The 19199-nt window shown below is 68.4% G+C and carries 16 protein-coding genes; 11 read left to right on the top strand and 5 right to left on the bottom strand.

The features are described 5' to 3' along the window. Positions 1-12: 12 nt before the first annotated feature. Positions 13-561 carry a hypothetical protein gene (locus M1L36_RS18255; RefSeq protein WP_250875170.1) on the bottom strand — a complete coding sequence of 183 codons (549 nt, stop codon included), beginning with the start codon at positions 559-561 and terminating at the stop codon, positions 13-15. 90 nt (positions 562-651) lie between these two features. Between M1L36_RS18255 and M1L36_RS18250 the strand changes: the two genes are divergently transcribed. Then, positions 652-1416 carry an enoyl-CoA hydratase/isomerase family protein gene (locus M1L36_RS18250; RefSeq protein ID WP_250875169.1) on the top strand — a complete coding sequence of 255 codons (765 nt, stop codon included), beginning with the start codon at positions 652-654 and terminating at the stop codon, positions 1414-1416. Between the two features lie 147 nt (positions 1417-1563). Here the strand turns inward: M1L36_RS18250 and M1L36_RS18245 are convergent, their stop codons facing one another. After that, positions 1564-1944, bottom strand: coding sequence for an FAS1-like dehydratase domain-containing protein (locus M1L36_RS18245; RefSeq protein ID WP_250875168.1), 381 nt, complete (start codon positions 1942-1944; stop codon positions 1564-1566). 79 nt (positions 1945-2023) lie between these two features. On the opposite strand from M1L36_RS18245, the gene M1L36_RS18240 reads away from it, so the two are divergent. From M1L36_RS18240 to M1L36_RS18220, 5 genes are all read left to right on the top strand, one after another. Then, positions 2024-2287 (top strand): hypothetical protein, encoded by a 264-nt coding sequence (locus M1L36_RS18240; RefSeq protein WP_250875167.1) that lies wholly within the window; start codon positions 2024-2026, stop codon positions 2285-2287. A gap of 59 nt (positions 2288-2346) precedes the next feature. After that, complete coding sequence (locus M1L36_RS18235) at positions 2347-5085, top strand: AAA domain-containing protein (protein ID WP_250875166.1); 2739 nt, start codon at positions 2347-2349, stop codon at positions 5083-5085. Between the two features lie 120 nt (positions 5086-5205). Continuing rightward, positions 5206-5739 carry a DUF6789 family protein gene (locus M1L36_RS18230; protein ID WP_250875165.1) on the top strand — a complete coding sequence of 178 codons (534 nt, stop codon included), beginning with the start codon at positions 5206-5208 and terminating at the stop codon, positions 5737-5739. Further along, positions 5736-6965, top strand: coding sequence for a lactate racemase domain-containing protein (locus M1L36_RS18225; protein ID WP_250875164.1), 1230 nt, complete (start codon positions 5736-5738; stop codon positions 6963-6965). The genes M1L36_RS18230 and M1L36_RS18225 overlap by 4 nt, the downstream gene beginning before the upstream one ends. Before the next feature lie 69 nt (positions 6966-7034). After that, positions 7035-8732 carry an alkaline phosphatase D family protein gene (locus M1L36_RS18220; protein ID WP_250875163.1) on the top strand — a complete coding sequence of 566 codons (1698 nt, stop codon included), beginning with the start codon at positions 7035-7037 and terminating at the stop codon, positions 8730-8732. A gap of 55 nt (positions 8733-8787) precedes the next feature. On the opposite strand, the gene M1L36_RS18215 is transcribed toward M1L36_RS18220, so the two are convergent. Further along, positions 8788-11673, bottom strand: coding sequence for an ATP-dependent helicase (locus M1L36_RS18215; protein WP_250875162.1), 2886 nt, complete (start codon positions 11671-11673; stop codon positions 8788-8790). Positions 11674-12005: 332 nt separating this feature from the next. Here M1L36_RS18215 and M1L36_RS21480 point away from each other — a divergent pair, with 332 nt between their 5' ends. The 3 genes from M1L36_RS21480 to M1L36_RS18205 all read left to right on the top strand — a co-directional run bounded on the left by M1L36_RS21480 (position 12006) and on the right by M1L36_RS18205 (position 13762). Then, complete coding sequence (locus M1L36_RS21480) at positions 12006-12131, top strand: hypothetical protein (protein ID WP_305794565.1); 126 nt, start codon at positions 12006-12008, stop codon at positions 12129-12131. Positions 12132-12297: 166 nt separating this feature from the next. Further along, positions 12298-13122 (top strand): MBL fold metallo-hydrolase, encoded by an 825-nt coding sequence (locus M1L36_RS18210; protein WP_250875589.1) that lies wholly within the window; start codon positions 12298-12300, stop codon positions 13120-13122. Between the two features lie 112 nt (positions 13123-13234). After that, the gene (locus tag M1L36_RS18205; protein ID WP_250875161.1) at positions 13235-13762 is read left to right on the top strand and encodes a universal stress protein; all 528 of its coding nucleotides are present in this window, start codon (positions 13235-13237) and stop codon (positions 13760-13762) included. 57 nt (positions 13763-13819) lie between these two features. On the opposite strand, the gene M1L36_RS18200 is transcribed toward M1L36_RS18205, so the two are convergent. After that, the gene (locus M1L36_RS18200; protein WP_250875160.1) at positions 13820-14887 is read right to left on the bottom strand and encodes an mRNA surveillance protein pelota; all 1068 of its coding nucleotides are present in this window, start codon (positions 14885-14887) and stop codon (positions 13820-13822) included. Positions 14888-15139: 252 nt separating this feature from the next. On the opposite strand from M1L36_RS18200, the gene M1L36_RS18195 reads away from it, so the two are divergent. Together M1L36_RS18195 and M1L36_RS18190 are read left to right on the top strand one after the other, a co-directional pair. Continuing rightward, positions 15140-16204: a zinc-dependent alcohol dehydrogenase family protein gene (locus M1L36_RS18195; protein WP_250875159.1), complete on the top strand. Its 1065-nt coding sequence runs from the start codon at positions 15140-15142 to the stop codon at positions 16202-16204. A 164-nt stretch (positions 16205-16368) separates the two neighbouring features. Continuing rightward, positions 16369-16812 (top strand): ester cyclase, encoded by a 444-nt coding sequence (locus M1L36_RS18190; RefSeq protein ID WP_250875158.1) that lies wholly within the window; start codon positions 16369-16371, stop codon positions 16810-16812. A 132-nt stretch (positions 16813-16944) separates the two neighbouring features. Here the strand turns inward: M1L36_RS18190 and rqcH are convergent, their stop codons facing one another. Continuing rightward, a complete protein-coding gene (rqcH, locus tag M1L36_RS18185; RefSeq protein WP_250875157.1) occupies positions 16945-19101 on the bottom strand; it encodes a ribosome rescue protein RqcH in 2157 nt (718 codons plus the stop codon). Positions 19102-19199: the final 98 nt, after the last annotated feature.

Here is a 19199-nt window from a genome sequence, read left to right as displayed (position 1 = left end):
CGGGACTTACCGCTACTGGAAGCCGCGAGCGACGCCCTCCTCGTCGACGAGGTCGTCGAGGTCGGCGCTCAACAGCCGTTCGGCCTCCTCGAACTCGTCGGCGAGGGCGTCCAGTCCCTCGGGGCGGCCGTAGGCGTCGTACTCCATCGGGCCGTACGCCGGACTGTCGAGTGCACCCATCACGTCGTCGAAGAAGTCGGCGGCCGTCGTCGGCGCGTCGCGGTGGGTCTCGACGACCGACCCGAGGCGTTTGGCGGTCCGTTCGGCGTCGTCCTCGTCGGCGATGCCGCGCTGGACGCCGAAGCGACCGCCCGCTCGCTCCGGGAACAACGGGTCGAGGTCGTCGTCGATACGACGGGCGAGTTCGGTGCCGACGCCCTGGACCTCGAAGGGGTTCTTCGCGTACGTCTTCACCTGGTAGACGCCCGCGTCGGGGTGCCCGAGGTAGAGGTCCTCGCCGATGCCGTCGCGTCGGTCCCCGGCGACCGCCCGCCAGCCGTCGGCGTCGGCCGACCCCTCGGTGACGTCCGCGAGGATGTCCTGCCAGTCTCGAACGCGCATAACCGAGCGAGGAGAGGCGGGCGCTTGAACGTATCGGCCCTCGGAGGGGTCGGCGCGAACGCTTACGGCACCGCTGGCCGTTGGCCCGCTATGGCCGGAGACACGATTCGCCGAGAACACGCCGGAGACGTGCTGACAATCACCGTCGACCGCCCCGACGCGCTCAACGCGCTCAACACCGACGTCCTGGAGGACCTCCTCGACACCGTCGAGTCCGCCGACGCGCGGGTGCTCGTCATCACCGGTGCGGGCGACGACGCGTTCATCGCCGGTGCGGACATCGCGTACATGCAAGACCTCTCGACGCCGGAGGCACAGGCCTACGCGGAGTTGGGCCACCGCGTCACCGACGCCATCGAGACGTACCCCGGTGCGGTCGTCGCGGCGGTCAACGGCTACGCCTTCGGCGGCGGCTGTGAGGTCGCACTCGCGGCCGACCTCCGGGTCGCGAGCAACAACGCCGTCCTCGGCCAGACCGAGATCGACCTCGGAATCGTCCCCGGGTGGGGCGGCACCCAGCGGCTCTCGCGCATCGTCGGCGACGCGACCGCTCGTCGGATGGTGTTCTTCGGTGAGCGCGTCGACGCCGAGGACGCCCAGCGCCTCGGCCTCGTCGGCGAAGTCGTCGCCCAGCAGGAACTCGACGAGTACGTCGCCGACATGGCCCAGCAGCTCGCGGAGAAACCCGCGTTCGCCCTCCAGTCGGCGAAGGAGGCGCTCAACCAGGTCCACGAGATGCCACAGTCCGCGGGGCTGGCGTTCGAGCGCCGCCTCTGGTCGGGGATGTTCGGCACGCACGACCAGCGCGAGGGGATGGAGGCGTTCGTCGAGAAGCGCGACCCCGAGTTCGAGTAGCCTGACGACCGCTCGTGTGGGTGGCGAACAGGCGATGCGGACCGCTCCGCGAGGGGCCGCATCGCACACCCGCTCACCCACTCGCGGCGACGCTCAGTGCACGGGGACCCTGGCCGCGTCGTCACTGATGAACCTCCGGGCCGGCGTTCAGTCGAAGACGACCCCGTCGTACTCCCCGACCAGCACCGTCTCGCCGTCCTCGTTCGTACACTCCGCTCGGGACTGCACCCGCGTGCGGCCGTCCTGTGGCTCGACGTCGGTGACCGTCATCTCACAGTGGACGGGTTCGCCGGTGTAGACGGGGCGGTGGAAGGTGAGGTCCATCGTCCGGGCGACGAAGTCGAGGTCCCCGCCCAGTTTCGTCGGCAGTGTCGCGGTCAACAGGCCGTGGACGAGCAGACGACCCTCTTCGTCGGCCTCCACGTGGTGCTCACCCTCGTCGCCGGACACCTCGGTGAACCGCTCGACGTCCTCGCGAGTGAACGTCCGTTCGTAACTGCTCGTGTCGCCTTCGGCAACGTCGGTCATACCGTGGTGCGCGGTGGCCGCGACCGTAGCTGTTGGGGACCACCGGAACGTTCACGACAGTGGACCAATCACCGTTGGCATGAACGGCGAGGACGACCGTCGGCATCCGGACCAGACCATCGCGGGAGTCGGGCTGCTCGCGTTCGGTCTCACGGTACTGTTCCTCGCCGTCCCGTTCTACCTCGACGGCGTCCGGGACGTCATCTTCGGGTCGGACCCGCTGTTCGCCGCGTACTTCATCGTGGTCGGGACGACTGCGTTCTTCGCGGTGACGTTCGGCATGGTCGTCCGGATGGAACAGAGAGCGAAGATGGCCGAACGGATGGCCGAGCGCCGGGAGTGACCGCCGTCGAGGACCCGACCGACCGACACGCTCATTTCCCTCCCAACGTGCGTTCGAGTGTGACACTTCGCGGCGTCGTGGCCGAGGTCGAGGAACCGAAGACCGTCAGCACACGCTACGGCGACCGCGAACTGCTCGAACTGTCGCTGCGCCCCGACGGGGGACGCGGCGACCCCGTGACGGTGACGCTCTGGCCGAAGTGGACCGAACTCGCCGAGTGGGTCGACCCCGGCATGGACCTGCTGGTCACCGACCCCGAAGAGGAGGAGTGGAACGGCCAGACGCGCTACAGCACGTCGAAGGAGTCGTTCGTCGTCGTCGAACCGTCCTACCTCGTCAACGTGACCGACATCCGCGGGTGGGTCCAGTGCCCCCGGATGTACTATCTGGGCAAACTCACAGCCACGCCGCTGAACTACCCCGTCGTGAAGGGGACGCTCGTCCACGAGGTGTTCGGCGACCTGCTCCGCGGCCGGGACCTGGACGAGGCTATCGAGGACCACGTCGCCGACGCCGGCCTCGACCTCGGGTTGCTCGGCCGGACCGCCGACGAAGTCGCGGGCGACGTCCGCGAGAACGCCCGTGCCATCGAGAACTGGCTCTCGCAGGGCGCGCTCGGCCAGGAGGACGACTGGCGCTCCGAACGGACGCTCATCGGCGAACGCTTCGGCATCAAGGGCCGCGCCGACGCCATCCGTCGCGGTGTCCCGGTCGAACTGAAGACCGGGAAGAACCTCCGGAAGGAACCGCGCTTCCAGGACAAGGTGCAGGCCGCGTGCTACGCGCTCCTCCTCGGCGAGTACGGCGCGGAGGGTCGGACGACGGGGATGGCCGCCGACGGCGGGGACGCGTCGGGAACGGTGGCCGAACCCGCAGACGAACCGACCTACCCCGACACCGGCACCCTGCTCTACACCAAGAACAGCGTGCTCGACCGCCACGAGGAGACCGGCGACCTCTCGCCGGCGAAGGACTTCACCATCGGTCGCGGGTTCCTCCAGTACGTCGTCCGCCAGCGAAACCAGATAGCGGCGACGGCGGTCCGCGGCGACGTGCCGACGGGGTACGAGTCGGGCGCGAAGTGCGAGTACTGCTTCGAACAGGACACCTGCATGGTCGTCGCCGGCCGTCTCGACGAGGAGTCGAAGGCCGGCCAGATCGGGAAACCAGTGCCCGAGGAAGAACGGGCGTTCCTCCGCGAGACGTTCCGGGCTATCGAGGAGGAACGCCGGTTCGTCCACCGCGAGTACGCGAAACTGTGGGAACAGAGCGCCGAGGAGCGCGCGGACGACGACCGGGCGCTCGTGAATCTCGAACCAGTCGGTCAGCACCAACGCGAGGACGGTCGCTGGGAACTGCGGGCGAAGGGCACGGAGGCCGTCTCGAAGATTCGGGAAGGAGACGTGGTGCTCGCCAGCGACGGGCACCCGACGCGTGGCGTCGCCGAACTCGCCCGTGTCGTCGAGTTGGGTGAGGAGGTCGTCGTCACGACCGACGAACCGGTCGAGTTGCGACGACTCGACGTCTACCCCTCCGAACTCGGCGTCGACCGGATGTTGACGGCGGTCCACGACGCCGTCCTGAAGGGCGACGCCGACCGCAAGGACGTGCTGTTCGGCCGCCGTCCCCCCGAGTTCGACGAGTCGCGCGCCGCGGGAGAGACGTTCATCGGCAACAACGCCGCCCAGGGCGAGGCGGTCCGCCTCGCGGTCACCGCCGAGGACTGCGCCATCGTCCAGGGGCCGCCCGGCACCGGGAAGACGTACACGCTCGCGACGACGGTCCGGGAGTTGGTCGACCGTGGCGAACGCGTTCTGCTGTCGGCGTTCACGAACCGTGCGGTCGACAACGCGCTCGAAGCGCTCGTCGACCAGGGGTTCACCGATATCGTCCGCGTCGGCACCGAGTCGGGCGTCCGCGAGGACATGCAGCGGTTCCGGTTGTCGAAACGCGGCGACCCCGACGAGCGCGTCGCCGAGTTGGAGGGTGCGTCGGTCGTCGCAGCGACGACGGCCTCGTGTGGCTCACGGGTCGTCCAGTCTCTCGACTTCGACACCGCCATCGTCGACGAGGCGGGACAGCTCACCGAACCCGGTACCCTCGCCGCTGTAAATCGCGCCGACCGCTTCGTACTGGTCGGCGACCACCAGCAACTGCCGCCCGTCGTGCGCGCGGAGAACTCGCTGTCCGAGTCGCTGTTCCAGCGCCTCATCGAGACGTACCCCGACGCCTCCGTCATGCTCGACCGCCAGTACCGCATGAGCCAGCGCATCCAGTGGTTCTCCTCGCAGGAGTTCTACGACGGGCAGTTGCGCCCCGCGGGCCCCGAGATAGCGGCCCAGCGACTCGGCGACCTGCCGGGCGTCTCCGAGGAGGCGCTCCCCGACGAACTCGCCGACCCCGTTACGTTCGTCGACCCGTCGGGCCGCCGCGTAGGCAACACGAACCCTATCGAGGCCGAGCGAGTCTGTGGGGTCGTCCACTCGTACCTCGACGCCGGCCTCGCACCCGAGGACGTCGGCGTCATCGCGCCGTTCCGGGCGCAGGTCTCGGAGATTCAACGTCGTGCCCCCGACGGCGTCGCCGTCGACACCGTCGACCGGTTCCAGGGGTCGGACAAGCAGGTCGTCGTCCTCTCGACGGTGGCGACGGGCGACCTCGACGGTCCCATCTTCGAGGACCACCGTCGGATGAACGTCGCCCTCTCGCGGGCGAAACGCGCGCTGTGTCTCGTCGGCGACGAGCGCGCGCTGGCGAGCGACCCGTTCTACGAGCGACTGCTGGCGTGGGCGCGGTAGGGGCGCGTCGCCACCGGCCACACGCTCGACTGACCGCATCCGTCTCCGTGTAACTCGCCGGGCCGACGGGGAGTCGAAGGTGGAGGCGGCTTTTTGATGCTCCCGGCCGTCGGTCGAAGCATGTCAACCGACGCGGACGACCGGGGGGAGATTCATCCCGAGGAGAACCGCGGCGAGATAACCCCGACGGCGGCGGAGGACATCGCCGCCATCGTCCGCGACGGCATCATCGGCGCGGCGGGGGGGTTCGTCGGCACCGCGATGATGACCGTCATCCTCCTCATCGCGCAGGTGCTCGGCGCGTTCGACTTCGACGCGTTCGCCGACATCGCGGGACTGGTCGGTCTCGACGCGGTGTTGGACCCCGGCCTCACCGTCGCGGCGGGCTACCTCATCTTCCTCGCCGGCGGGATGACGACGTGGCCGCTGCTGTACGCCTCCGTCGAGCGTTACCTGCCCGGGTCGTCGCTTCCGCTCCGGGGCGTCTCGTTCGGGTTCGTCCTCTGGACGGGGTTCGTCATCGCGTTCTACGGCGACCAGACCGGCGACGCGCTCTACATCTACATCGTCGCGACGCTCCTCGCGCACTTCGCCTACGGGTTCGGACTGGGCCTCGTCTTCGAGTACTTCGCCACACGCGAGGACATCGTATGAGCGACCCCGTCGACGTCCCGCTGGGCGAGGGGCACGTCGCCGTCGACCTCCCCGACTGCACCGTCGACGTGGCCCGGCCGGCGGGGGGCGAGGCCGTCGACCCCGCCGTAGCCACCGAGCGTGCGCTCGACGACCCCAACGGGCCGTCGCTGTCGGCGCTCGTCGACCCCGACGACACCGTCGCCGTCGTCGTCACCGACCTGACCCGCGCGACGCCCGACGAGGCGTTGCTCGCCCCGCTGCTCGACCGGTTGGGGAGGCTCGGTGTCGTCCGCGAGCAGGTGACGGTCGTCGTCGGCCTGGGTCTCCACCGGCCGATGACCGACGAGGAACTCGACGCGATGCTCGGCGAGTTCGCGCCGCTGGCGGTGAACCACGACCCCGACGACACCGTGGTCGCCGGCGAGGTCGACGGCGTGCCGGTCGAACTCCACCGTACGGTCGCGGCGGCCGACCACGTCCTCTCGACGGGGATGGTCGAACCTCACCAGTACGCCGGCTTCTCCGGGGGTGCGAAGACCGTCGTCGTCGGCGCGGGCGGCGAACCACTCATCCGCTACACACACGGCCCGGACATGCTCTCGCGCGACGGCGTCCGTCTCGGTCGCGTGGCGGACAACCCCTTCCGGGAGTTCCTCGACAGGGCGGGCGACGTCGCCGGCGTCGAGTTCTGTCTGAACGTCACGCGCGGCCCGCAGGGCGTCCTCGGGGTCGCGGCGGGGGACCCTCGCGCCGTGGTCCGCGAGTTGGCCGCCACCGCTCGCGAGGCGCTCGCCGTCGAGGTGGAGGAGGGCTACGACGCCGTCGTCGCCGGCGTCGGCGCGCCGAAGGACGCCACCCTCTACCAGGCGACCAGGGCGGCGACGTACGTCGTACTGGGCGCGGCCAACCCGCTTCGCGAGGGCGGGCGGGTCGTCGTCCCCGCGCGCTTGCAGGAGGGTGCGGGCGACGGCCGTGGCGAGCAGCGCTTCTTCGACCGCCTCTCGGGAGCGACCGACGCCGGGACGCTGTACGAGGAGATGCGCGAGGGGTACGAACCGGGTGCACAGCGGGCGTTCGTCGTCGCTCGCGCGTTGCGCGACCACCCGCTGGTCGTCACGGACAGCGAGGCTCCCGACGTCGTCGAGCGGTGTCTGATGCGCGCCGAGGAGGGCGTCGCCGACGCCGTCGACCCGGGGAGTCGCGTCCTCGTCGTCCCCGACGCGCTGAACACGCTGCTGGTCTGACGGACGCGCCGTCGGTCCGGCCGTCTGCGTGCAGTACGTTCATCCCGTCCCCGCGAGAGCGGAGCGGTAGTGACTGGAGCGCGACGGACGCCGACGAGCGGGTACCGCGGCGACGTGACGCCGGACGAACTGACGACGCCGACGCACGCAGCGTCCCCGACAGGAGACACCGTGACGACCGCGAGCGACGACGAGCGGTTCCCCCAGTCGGTCGCAAGCGGTGGGCCGACCGCGAACGGCGTCGTCCTCTGGACTCGACTCTCGCCGGATTCGGTCGGCGGGGACACGAGCGACGACGAGGACTCCGCCGAACTGGTCGTCGAGGTGGCCGAGGACGACTCGTTCGCCGACTCGGTGGTCGAGGGGACGGTTCCGACCGACCGGTACGGGCCGGGGACGGGCCACACCGTCCGCGTCGACGTCGACGGCCACCTCGACCCCGACACCGAGTACGCCTACCGCTTCGTCCACGGCGGCGTCGCCTCCCGAACCGGGCACTGTCGAACCCTGCCCGCCCCCGACGCCTCACCCGACTCGCTGCGTCTCGCCGTCGTCGCGTGCCAGGACTACGAGAACGGCTACTACGGCGCGTTCTCCCACGTCGCGGCGGAGGACGTCGACTTCCTCCTCCACCTCGGCGACGTCGTCTACGAGTCCGCCGCGAACCTGTTCGGCGCGGGCGACGGCCCGGTCGCGGGCCACGAACTCGAACTCCCGAGCGGTGAGCCGATGGCGAGTTCGCTCGCGGACTACCGGTACCTCCACGGGACCTACCGGCGAGACCCCCACCTCCAGCGCGCGCTCGAAGCTCACACGCTCGTCGCTGGCTGGGACGACCACGAGATTGCCGACGACCGCTACTGGGACCGGACCCTCGACGCTCCGGTCGTGCCCGACCACGACCGGGGCGCGGACCCCCGGTACGCGACCGACCTGACCGACGCGGGCATCCGGGCGTTCCACGAGTTCGTCCCGATTCGCGTCCGGTACGACGACGACGCCGACCACGTCCACGACCGCTTCCGGCTGTACCGGTCGCTCCGGTTCGGCGACCTCCTCGACCTGCTGGTCACCGACCAGCGGTTCTACCGCGACGGCCCGCCCTCCCCGACTGTGACGCTCGCCGGCGCGACGTTCGGCCTCGGTGTCGACGACGACGCCGACCGGACGATGCTCGGCCGCGACCAACGCGAGTGGTTCGGTCGGCAGGCTCGGTCCTCGGAGGCGCGCTGGCTGACGTGGGCGAGCGCCGTGCTCACGCAACCGTTCCGGGTGGGAGTCGGCCCGCTGTCGGTCCACCCGAAGGTGGGCGCGACGTGGGACGGCTACGCGGCCGAGCGCCGCCGCTTGTTCGCCGACCTCGGGGCGGCCGACCCCGCGGTCGTGACGCTCTCGGGCGACCTGCACACGTACGTCGTCGGCACCCAACGTCTCGGCGGGGCGGACGGCCCGGCCGTCGGCACCGAGTTCATGACGCCTGCGGTGACGAGCGTCAACATCGCCGAGAACGCCGGCGTCGCGTCGGGAGCGCTGGCTCGACTCACCCGGCCGCTGTTCCGCCAGCTGTTTCCCGCGATGAACCCGGAGATGGCGTTCTTCGACAGCCACGACTGGGGCTACTCGGTCGTGGAGTTCACCCGCGAGGACTGCACGTACACCGCCTACGCCGTCGACAAGACCGACGACACCGCGGACGCCGACCGCCGCGAACTGGTCCGGTTCCGACGGTCTCACGACGACCCGGTCCCCGAGCGCGTCCGAGAGTGACCCCGGGTCGACGGGCGGACGGGCACCCGAACTGGTCGTCCACGCCGGCCGCCCGCTAGTCGCTCCGGGCGGGGATGGACTCCTCGTCGCCGATGTCCCGGAGGACGCGCTCGTGGAACTCCCGAAGCACCTCGCTCTCGTCTTCGGCGAGGACGACGTCCGAGGCCATCAGCGTCGCCAACCCGAACGCGCGCGGCGATGGCGACGACACCTGCTGGCGTTCGACGGTCAGGTCGCCGCGCTGGATGGCCCGCAGTGCGGTCTCGACACCCCCGACGTTCAGTTTGTCCTCCAGAATCTCGCGGTAGGTCTCTTCCATCACCGCGAACCCGTCCAGGTCGTCGGCGAACCCGATGAGCATCTCGCTGGAGACCTGCTGTTGGGCCGCGGTCTTCTCGTACCCCTTGTAGCGTTTGAGGATCATCAGCGCCCGCGTCGCGTTGATGCGGAAGTAGCGTTTCAGCAGGTCGGAGCCGTCCAGACTCGCCCGGAGGTCGCCGCGTGCCTCCTCTGGGGCGACGTCCCGGACGATGCCGGCGATGTCGACCTTCCGGTTGAGCGGCATCGACAGCGTGAACCCGTGGTCGGCGACGGCGACCTGCACGTTCGCGTTGGCCTCCTGGGCACAGCGGTACGCCAGCAGGCGCGAGAAGCCGTCGTTGAACCGCCGGCCGTAGTTCGAGTGGACGTAGTAGTGCCGGCGGTACTCCGCCTTGTCCAACTCGACTTCGATGGCGAGGCGTTCGTCCGTCGAGACGCTCTCCGGGCCGGCGTAGCGCACCTGCTGGTCGTACATCCGGGTCGTCGCCCGGACGCTGTTCTCGTCGAGCGGGAACTCCCGGAGCCACGCCCTGACCGCGGCGGGTCCGCCCGACTCCAGTTCGTCGAGCAGTTCGCGCTGGAACGCCAGAATCTCCCGCCCGAGGTCGTAGCTCAGCGGCAGCCGTTCGGAGAACCACGAGGGGACCGTCGGGCGTGCGCCGGTCGGGTCGACGTACACCTTGCTCCCACGCCGGTAGCGGTACTCGTAGTTCGACCCGCCGAGGACGAACACGTCGCCCGCCTCGAGCGTGTCGAGGTAGTTCTCGTCGAGTTGGCCGACCCACTCGTTCGACCCTCGGGTCTTGACGTCGCAGGTGAACGAGTCGGGGATGGTGCCGATGTTCGTCATGTAGATGACCCGCGCGAGTCGTCCGCGCTTGCCGACGAGACGCTCGCCGACCGGGAAAGCGGGGTAGTGGTACTCGCCGTCCGGCGGGTCGTTCTCGTCGCGCCATATCTTCGCGTAGACGTTCTTCTCCTCCATCCCGGGGTAGTCGGCGGTCATGTAGCGCATCAGCGACTCCCACTCGGCGTCGGAGTAGTTCCGATACGGGTACGCCCGCCGGAGGACGGCCTTCAACTCCGACTCGGGGCGAATCTCGTTGATGGCCATCCCGTACACCTGCTGGACGGCGACGTCCTGGGCGTCCTCGGGGACGAACACGCGGTCGACGAACCCCTCCTCGGCCTTCTTCAGCATCACCGCACACTCGACCAGTTCGTCGCGGTCGAGCGCGACGACCCGTCCCGTCACCGTCTGGCCGAGCTGGTGGCCCGCGCGCCCGACGCGCTGGAGCAACGAGGCGACGGACTTCGGGGAGCCGACCTGCACCACGAGGTCGATGTACGGCATGTCGATGCCGAGTTCGAGACTCGTCGAGGTCGTCACGACGTCCAACTCGCCCGCCTTCAACTGCTCTTCGACGCGGTGGCGGCGCTCCCTCGAGAGCGACCCGTGGTGACAACCGGAGTTCTCCTCGTCGAACTCGTCGTATCGTTCCCGGAGGTTGTGGAGGACGCGCTCGGCTCCCGACCGCGTGTTCGTGAACACGAGCGTGTTCGTGTGCTCTCGGACCAGGTCGTGTAACTCGGTGTAGAAGCGGTCGGTCACCACCTCTCGGGGGGTGTTGATGAGGTCGTCGGTGGGGCAGGTGAGTTCGACGTCGAACTCCCGGACGAACCGGGTGTCCACTATCTCGTAGTCCCGGAACTGGGGGTCCTCGCCCGCACTCGTCGGTTCTCCACAGCCGACGAGGAACTCCGCCATCGTCGACAGCGGTTCGACCGTCGCCGAACAGCCGATGCGGGTCGGCGAGTCGTGACACAGTTCTTCGAGGCGTTCGAGCGACACCGAGAGGTGGGTGCCCCGTTTGTTCTCCGCGAGACTGTGGATCTCGTCGACGACGACGTACTCGACGGTCCGCAGTTTCTCGGAGAACTTCGGGCTGTTGAGCAGGATGGCGAGCGTCTCGGGCGTCGTGTTGAGGATGTGGGGCGTCTCCTCCAGCATCTTCTGGCGGTCGGCCGAGGAGGTGTCGCCGTGGCGGATGGCGTGGCGAATCTCGACGTCCTCGTCGGCCAACTCCGCGATACCCTCCAGAGGAACCTCCAGATTGCGGTGGATGTCGTTGGCGAGCGACTTCAGGGGCGAGACGTACAGACAGTACACCGAGTTCTCCAGACCGCCGTCGGCCGACGTCCCGGCATCGCCGGCCTCGTCGTCGCTGTCCTCGCCGTGGTCGCTGTCGCCGTCGGTCCCCGTCTGCCCCCCTCCATCGGTCGCCCCGGAGTCGTCGTCGGCCGCACGACCCTCTCGGTCGCGTCGGTACAGTTCGTCGATGATGGCGGTGAACGAGGCGAGGGTCTTGCCCGACCCCGTCGGCGAGCAGATGAGTGCGTTCTCGCTGTCGTGTATCAGGGGAATCGCCTCCTTCTGTGGCGGCGTGAAAAAGCCGCCGTTGCCGGGGACGTACTCGCCGAACTCCCGGACCCACCACTCGCGCGTGGCGGGTTCCAGCAGGTCCAGTACGTCCTCGTCGTCGATGGTCACGTCCGCACCGACGCCCACGTCGAACCGGTCGAGCAGGTCGCGACCCCCCGTCGAATCGCCCCGTCCCATCTACCGTGACGTCGGGCGCGGGCGACAAGTGGGTTCGGTTACCGGAGTGTAACTGAAACTCCCGTCGTGGCGGTCACGAACGCTCGGTTCGGGTCCATCGGTCGGCTCTGTCGACCGTCCGCCGACACGAGTGGTCGATGAACCGTGAAGGTCCCGGCGCTCTGTCTCCCTTCGTAACACTACAGACTCGAATGTAGATGAATGTCCAATCGGAATCCGTTCGGTTCACTTTATGTGTCCTTATACGCTCCCGGACGCGTTCAAACACTGATGGATGGTTGGTGTTCGTTGCCGGGTGTAGACTTTTACGTGAGGGCGTTGTCGTCGGTAGTATGGCGACTACGCAACACGACCACGGCGGTTCGCGGAGCTGTCCCCACTGCGGTACGCAGCCGATGCACGTCCTCGCGCGTGACGGCGACTGCCAGTGTCTGGACTGCGGCCGCCCGCTGAACTGACGCGCGGCTCGACAGACGCGACGACCGGCGAACGCGATTCACTCCTCACGTGGATTCGACACCGTGAGCGACGTCTCCGTCCCTCCGAGGTTCCGTTCGGCGACAAGTAGCGTTCCCGACGACGGAAACCCCTTAGCCGCTGGCCCGCGCGGACAGAGGCGTGACCATGCGACTCACCTTCCTCGGGACGGGCAGCGCGATGCCGACCGGCGAGCGGTTCCAGACCGGTCTGTTGCTCGAATCGGAGGCGAACGACCCGCTCCTCGTCGACTGCGGGAGCGGCGTCCTCCACGCGCTGGCGCGTACCGACGTGGGCTACGAGGGCGTCTCGACGGTCCTGCTGACCCACCACCACCTCGACCACGTCGCCGACCTCCTCCCGCTGATGAAGGCGAAGTGGCTGGCGGGGACGACCGACCTCACCGTCGTCGGCCCCGAGGGGACGCGCGACCTCCTCGACGGTCTACTCGACGTCCACGAGTACATGCAGGACCGACTGGACCTCGTCGTCGAGGAGGTCGGTCCGGGCGAGTTCGAAGTGGGGGCCTACGACGTAGCGGCCGTCGAGACGGTCCACTCGATGTACTGTCTGGCCTACCGCTTCGCCGGTCCCGACGGCGACCTCACGTTCTCGGGCGACACCGAAGCGACCGACGCGGTCGCGGACCTCGCCGACGGGTCGGCGGTGCTCGTCCACGACTGTTCGTTCCCCGACGAGGTGGACGTCGCGAACCACCCGACGCCCTCCCAACTCGGCGAGACGCTCGCGGGGACGGACCTCGGAACCGTCTACCTCACCCACCTCTACCCGCACACCGACGACCACCACGACGAGATGCTCGACTCGCTGGGCGACCGGTACGACGGACGGGCCGAGTTCGCCCGGGACGGCCTCGTCGTCCCGGTCACCCACGACCCGGACGTCGCGGAGGGCGGACCCGAGAATCGACCGCCGCAAGGGGACGCTCCCGACGGCGAGAACGTCGAGTGAAAGTGAACGCAGCGGCCCGCACGGAGCCGCGCCTCGGCGGTACGAGCGCCGTTGCTACACTTTCACTCTGGACTTGGCTGCGGTTCATACGGACGGCTGCCCGAGAGGGTGTATGTCGAGAACAGCGTCGGACGGAGACCCGTCCGCGTGGGGGGTCGACCGGGCGAACGCACTGGTGAGCGTCGAGGGTGCCGCGGCGGACCGCGAACTCGTCCGTGCAGCGGGTCGGTACGTCGCCTGGACCGGTGGTCGACTGACCGTCCTCAACGTGATGCCGAGCGGCGCGTTCGCCGACCGCCGCCACGCCAGGGAACGCCTGGCCGGGTTCGGTCGGTTCACGCTCGCACAGGCGGAGACCGAGCGCCGCTGTTCGGCCGAGTACGTCGCGCGCGAGGCGCTGGAGGGAGTCCCCGTCGAGTACGACTGCGTCGGCGTCGTCGGGCGGGAACCGGACCGCATCCTCGTCGAGGCGAGCGAACGCGCCTGCGGCCACGTCTTCCTCTCGGACCGCCGGCGCTCCTCGCTGGGGGCGGTCGGTGCGCGCGACGTCGTCGACGAGGTCGTCGAGGCGTTCGAGGGGACCGTGACGGTGTTGCGTGACCTCCCGGACTCCGAGTCGCGTCAGGTCGAGTTGGTCTGAGACGATGGGCGGGCACGAACGCCGTCACCGGACGCGGGGACGTCTCGCGAGGACCGCTCACTGCAGTCGGTAGCGGAGAATCGCGGCGATGCCACCGAGGTTCGCCAACTGCTCGCCGGGGTCGAACTCGTGGGAGAACACGACCACGTCCCCGCCTTTCTGGTCGACCGATTCGAGCAGCGCGTTGGCGTCGGCGTCCCACTCGCCCTCGCCGGCGCGTTCGAGGCGGAGGCGCTCGTCGACGACGAGCAGGGTCTCGACCGCGCCGAACTCGACGGCCTTCTGGACCTCTTCGACGCCGTAGGCCGCCTTCGCGCCCTGCCCGATCTCGCTCATCAACTCGTCGATGAGTTCGGCCTCGCGGGTGATGCGGGTCTCGGCCTGTACGTCCTCGACCGCGCCGCGTTTGAGGACCTCGTGGACCCCGCGGTCGCCGACGGCGCTCGTGTCGACGACCGTTATCTTCTCGGTGAGGTCGCGGGCGTTCTCCTCGATGTAGTCGAGCGCGTCCTGTTTCGTGAACCCCGGCCCGGCGAGGATGATGGCGTCGACGTCCATCCGCTGGAGCACCGTCGTGAGTTCGGCGAACAACTGGTCGCGTCCCTGAGCGAACTCGCCTTTCCCGGTCGTCCCCGTCAGCGCGACGCGCTCTTCCGCGCCGTACTGGGCGACGGTGTGGACGTGGGCCGCGCCCTCCTCGACGGTGGCGACGGCGACGTCGGCAGTCTCGGTCGCCTCGACGGCCTCCTCCAGCCGGTCGAGCTGGTCGGGTTTCCAGTGTTTGGTGACCTCCAACTCCTCGTTTCCCTCGACGTTGAGCGTGTGGTGGAAGCCGAGTTGATCCTCCCGCGAGCAGTCCTCGATGACCCCCGACACTCGCAAGCGGTTCGCGAAGCGGGCGAACTCCGTCTCGTCGACGTTCAACGTGACGTACATGTGTTCGCGCTCGCCGCCGGAGTCGCGCAGTTGCTCGTCGTCGCGGCGGACCCGTCGGTGGGTGTCGCCGCCGACGAGGTCGCCGGGTTCGAGGATGTAGTTGAGATGCCAGAGGTCGTCGAGCGTCTCGGGAACGAGCGTTATCTTCTCCTTCCCGCCCTCGACGTGGTAGCGGTCCGCGATGCGCATGGTCGAGGTGTGCGGGCGGCCGGGAAGTGTCCTGCTATCTCGGAGGCGTCGGTCCGCCGCTCCGACGCACCACCCTCCGTCGCCGCGTGCTCACACTGTGTCCCTTTGGCCACGTTCTGTGCCGCTCGTTCGGCGGAATCCACGTGAGAGTGTCCAGTCGTTCACTCGAAACGTGTAAGACTGAACGTTTTTCGATACACTCTCTCGTCACGAAATTAGGCTTATGGGAAGAGGTACCAACCAACATATGCTATGCGAGCAGCAGTTCTCAAGGAACACGGCGAACCGCTCGAAATCGAAGACGTAGACGCTCCGCAGGTGACGCCCGACGGTGCCGTCATCGAGTTGGAGGCCTGTGGTATCTGCCGGTCGGACTGGCACGGCTGGCAGGGCGACTGGGACTGGCTGGGCATCCAGCCCCAGTCCGGCCAGATTCTCGGCCACGAACCGGCCGGTCACGTCGTCGAGGTCGGCGAGAACGTGACGGAGGTCCAGGAGGGCGACCACGTCGCCGTCCCGTTCAACATCGGCGACGGCACCTGTCACGAGTGCCGGACCGGCCACTCCAACACCTGCGAGAACGTGATGCCGCTCGGGTTCGTCGAACAGGTTCAGGGTGCGTTCGCCGAACAGATGCACGTCCCGGCGGCGAACCACAATCTCGTCAAACTCCCGGACGGCGTCTCCTCGACGGACATGGCCGGTCTGGGCTGTCGGTTCATGACCGCTTTCCACGGCCTCGCTCACCGCGCCGACATCGGGGCGGGTGACTGGCTGGCCGTCCACGGCTGTGGCGGTGTCGGTCTCTCGGCGGTCCACATCGGGAACGCCCTCGGCGCGAACGTCATCGCCGTCGACCTGATGGACGACAAACTCGACAAAGCGAAAGAACTCGGTGCGTCCGAGGTCGTCAACGCCGGCGAGGCCGAGGACGTCCCCGAGGCGGTCAAGGACCTCGCGGGCGGGGCGGCCAACGTCAGCGTCGACGCCCTCGGTATCGCGACGACGTGTCAGAACTCCATCCTCAGTCTCGGCAACCGTGGTCAGCACATCCAGATCGGCCTGACGACACAGGACGAACAGGGGATGGTGTCGGTGCCGACCGACGCGATGGTGATGCAGGAGATCGAGTTCATCGGCTCGCTCGGGATGCCACCGACGCGCTACGACGAGATATTCCGCATGGTCCAGACCGGGAAGATCGACCCCAGCGCCGTCGTCAGCGAGACGGTCGAACTCGACGACGTCACCTCGCGCCTCGAGTCCATGACCGACTTCGAGACCGTCGGCATCCCCGTCATCGACAAGTTCGACTGAGCGGACACCGCCGACATCGCGTCTTCGGCCTGCTCGTTCGCACCTCCCGGAGAGTCACCGGGTCGGAACGCAGACAGCTTGATGCTGACACGGTGGCAACACGAACCGCGTCCTCCGTGTGGCCGGTCGGTCGCGTGATAGGTGGGGGAGACGCGGAGCACACCATGGCGACCACAGAGACGGAGGCCAACAAGGACCTCGTACGCCGCGAGTCCGTCGAACTGACCGAGAACAAGAACGTCGACGCCGTCGACGACCTGTACGCCGAGGACGTCCGGGTCCGGTTGACTCGCACTGGGACCGACGACCTCGTCGTCAGCCGCGAGGACGTCAAGAGCCTGTATCGCGAGTGGTTCTCGGCGTTCCCGGACCTGGCGGAGGTGTCCCACGCGCTCGTCGCCGAGGGCGACGAAGTGATGGAGTACGTCACCGTCACCGGCACTCACGAGGGAACCTTCCGGGGCATCGAACCGACCGGTACCCGTATCGAGGTCGACGGCTACCACTATCGGCGCGTCGAGGACGGGAAGATAACCGAGATGGCCTCGATGGTGGGGATGACCTCGCTGTTCTCGCAGTTGGGCGTCGACGTCCCCATCGAGGACTGAAGAGGCGTCACGGGCACTCACTCGACCTCCCGTTCGGATGGTCGAGGCCTCCCTGCGGTCGGCCTCGCTACTCACGGGTCGCAACCGCTCCCCGTTCGCATCCCGGCGAGTCTCGTCTGCGCTCGACTCGCCCTACTCCTCTGCCATCCGACTGCCGCCGTTCGGGAGGAACTCCTGGATGCGGTCGGCGCTCGCCACCTTCCGGACGAACGTCTGGTCCTCGAAGCGGCCCTTGAACTCCCGGTAGAGCATCTTCGCCATGTCGTTCTGGGCGTACTGGCCGGGTTCGAGGCGAATCGAGGTCTCGGTTCGCGGTTCGACGGCTTCGGGCGGTCCGCCGAGCACCTGCGTCTGCGGTTCGACGGCGATACCGACCGCACAGCCGACGGGCGTGTCCCGGAAGTACGTGCGGTCGCCGCGGACGACGAACGACCCCTTCTCGACGTACTCGCCGCTCTCGGGAGTCTTCGACACCTGGCTCGGTTCGGCCATGTAGACGTCGCCGGCGAACTGGCCGTCCTTCCACACCGACGAGTAGGTGATGGCGAACTGCGCGGCCTGTTCGAGCGAACTGTCGGGGAAGTCGACGGCCTCGGAGGGCTCGTTCGGTTCGCTCGCCTTCAGGATGGTGACGGGCGCGCCGTGGGCCTGGGTGTGGAGGAAACGGTCGTGCTTCTCGGTGTACTTCTTGACCAACTCCTCGTTCTGGTCGGCGTTGCGCCCGCCGAGCACGAGGTAGCCGTCGCTCGTGCGGAACCAGCGAAAGCGCTCGTACCACTGCTCGTCGCGTCGCCGCGGAATCGACGCCCGCGAGAGCCAGTCGACGTCGGCCATCGACTCGTCGTCCTCGTCCGGTTCGTCGGGGGCTTCCCAGTCGTCGCGGCGCTGTTTCGCGTCTTCGAGCTGTTCGCGCGTGTCCTCGATGGCCGCGAGTGCACCCTCCTTCTTCTCCTCGACACGCTTCGCCTCCTGATAGAGGCGGTCGGCGTTCTTCTCGACGCCCATCGAGGGGTCGACGGTGACGCGCGTGTCGTCGACGACGAGGGTGACGGTACCCTGCGCACCGTTCACGTCGTCGACGGCCTCGGCCGCCTCGATGCCCTTCTCCGCGCCCTCCTCGAACCGGGCGGCGATGTCGTCCCACGGCACGTCCTCCGCGCGGGCGGACTGGACCGCCGAGATGACGTCGTCGACGAGGTCGTAGCGCGCGTACAGCAGTTCGGCGCGCTCGCGTTCCTCCTGGGCGTCCTCGTCGAAGCTGTCGATTGCACCCTCCTGCTGGGCGATGATGCGCTCGAACTTCGCGATCTCCTCTTCGAAGTCGGGGCGTGAAGACGCTCCCCCACCGGTCGCCTCGTCGCCGGGGTCGCGCTCGAAGTTGAAGAAGTAGTCGTCGAGCGCGTCGTTGAAGTTCGAGAACACCTCGGCGTGCTTGCCCTCGTACTCTTCGAGGGGGACGGGCGTGACGTCCGCACGGACCTCGTTCTCGCCGTCGGCGTCGTCCCCGTTCCCGTCGTCGCCGCTCCCGTCGCCGTCGACGGACTCGTAGTACACCCGTGGGTCGAACTCGCCCGAGCGCAGGACGGTCCGGAGGCGGTCGAGCTGTTCGTACAGCGCGGCGTAGTCCTCCTCGGTGGCGTCCGCGATGTCCTTCGTCTTCTCGACGCCGGCGCGGGTACACAGCTCCTCTGCCCACAGCCCACCGAAGTTGAGTTGGGTGGCGATGGTCCGAACCACGTCCGTGTCGGACTGCTGCATCCGAGCGGTGAACCCCTCCTCGTCGACCTTCAGCGGGTTGAAGCGCGAAGAGGGATAGTCGTACAGCGACCCTGGCGCGACGGTCCGGGACTTGAGACGGACGGTCTCCAGACTGCCGAGCACCTCGTAGTTGTCGTCACAGACCGCGACGTTGCCGTCGCCGAACAGCTCGGCGACGATGTGGGTGTCGCCGTCGTCGCGCTCGAAGTGGAAGGTGAGGATGCGGTCGAACTCGAACTGTTCGACCCCGGCGAAGTCCGCGCTCGTGATGCGGTTGCGGAGCATCATCGCGAAGTTCGGCGGACGCCCCGGGGCGTCGGGGACGTGCTCCTGGGCCGCGAGGTGGGCGCGTTTCGGCTCGCCGACCTCCACGAGCAGTTCGAGGCGGCCACGCTCGAAGTCCCGGAGTTTCAGCCGCAGCATGTCCTCGCCGTAGAGGTATGCCTTGTCGACCTTCGCGCCCTCGTACTTGCCGAGTTCGCGCGCGAGGGCCGCGCAGTCGACGCTCGTCAACTCGCGCTTTCGTTCCATACCCACACGGTCTACGGGCGGAGTGAAAAGGGATATCGGTCCGTCGGCACCGCCTCTCACGGTCTCGTCGTGTACCTGCCACCGCCAGAACACGTATC

This window comes from Halomarina rubra (assembly GCF_023699475.1).
Lineage (GTDB): Archaea > Halobacteriota > Halobacteria > Halobacteriales > Haloarculaceae > Halomarina > Halomarina rubra.
Note: the sequence above shows the minus strand (reverse complement) of the source record. Positions and strands in the feature narration are given on the sequence as shown.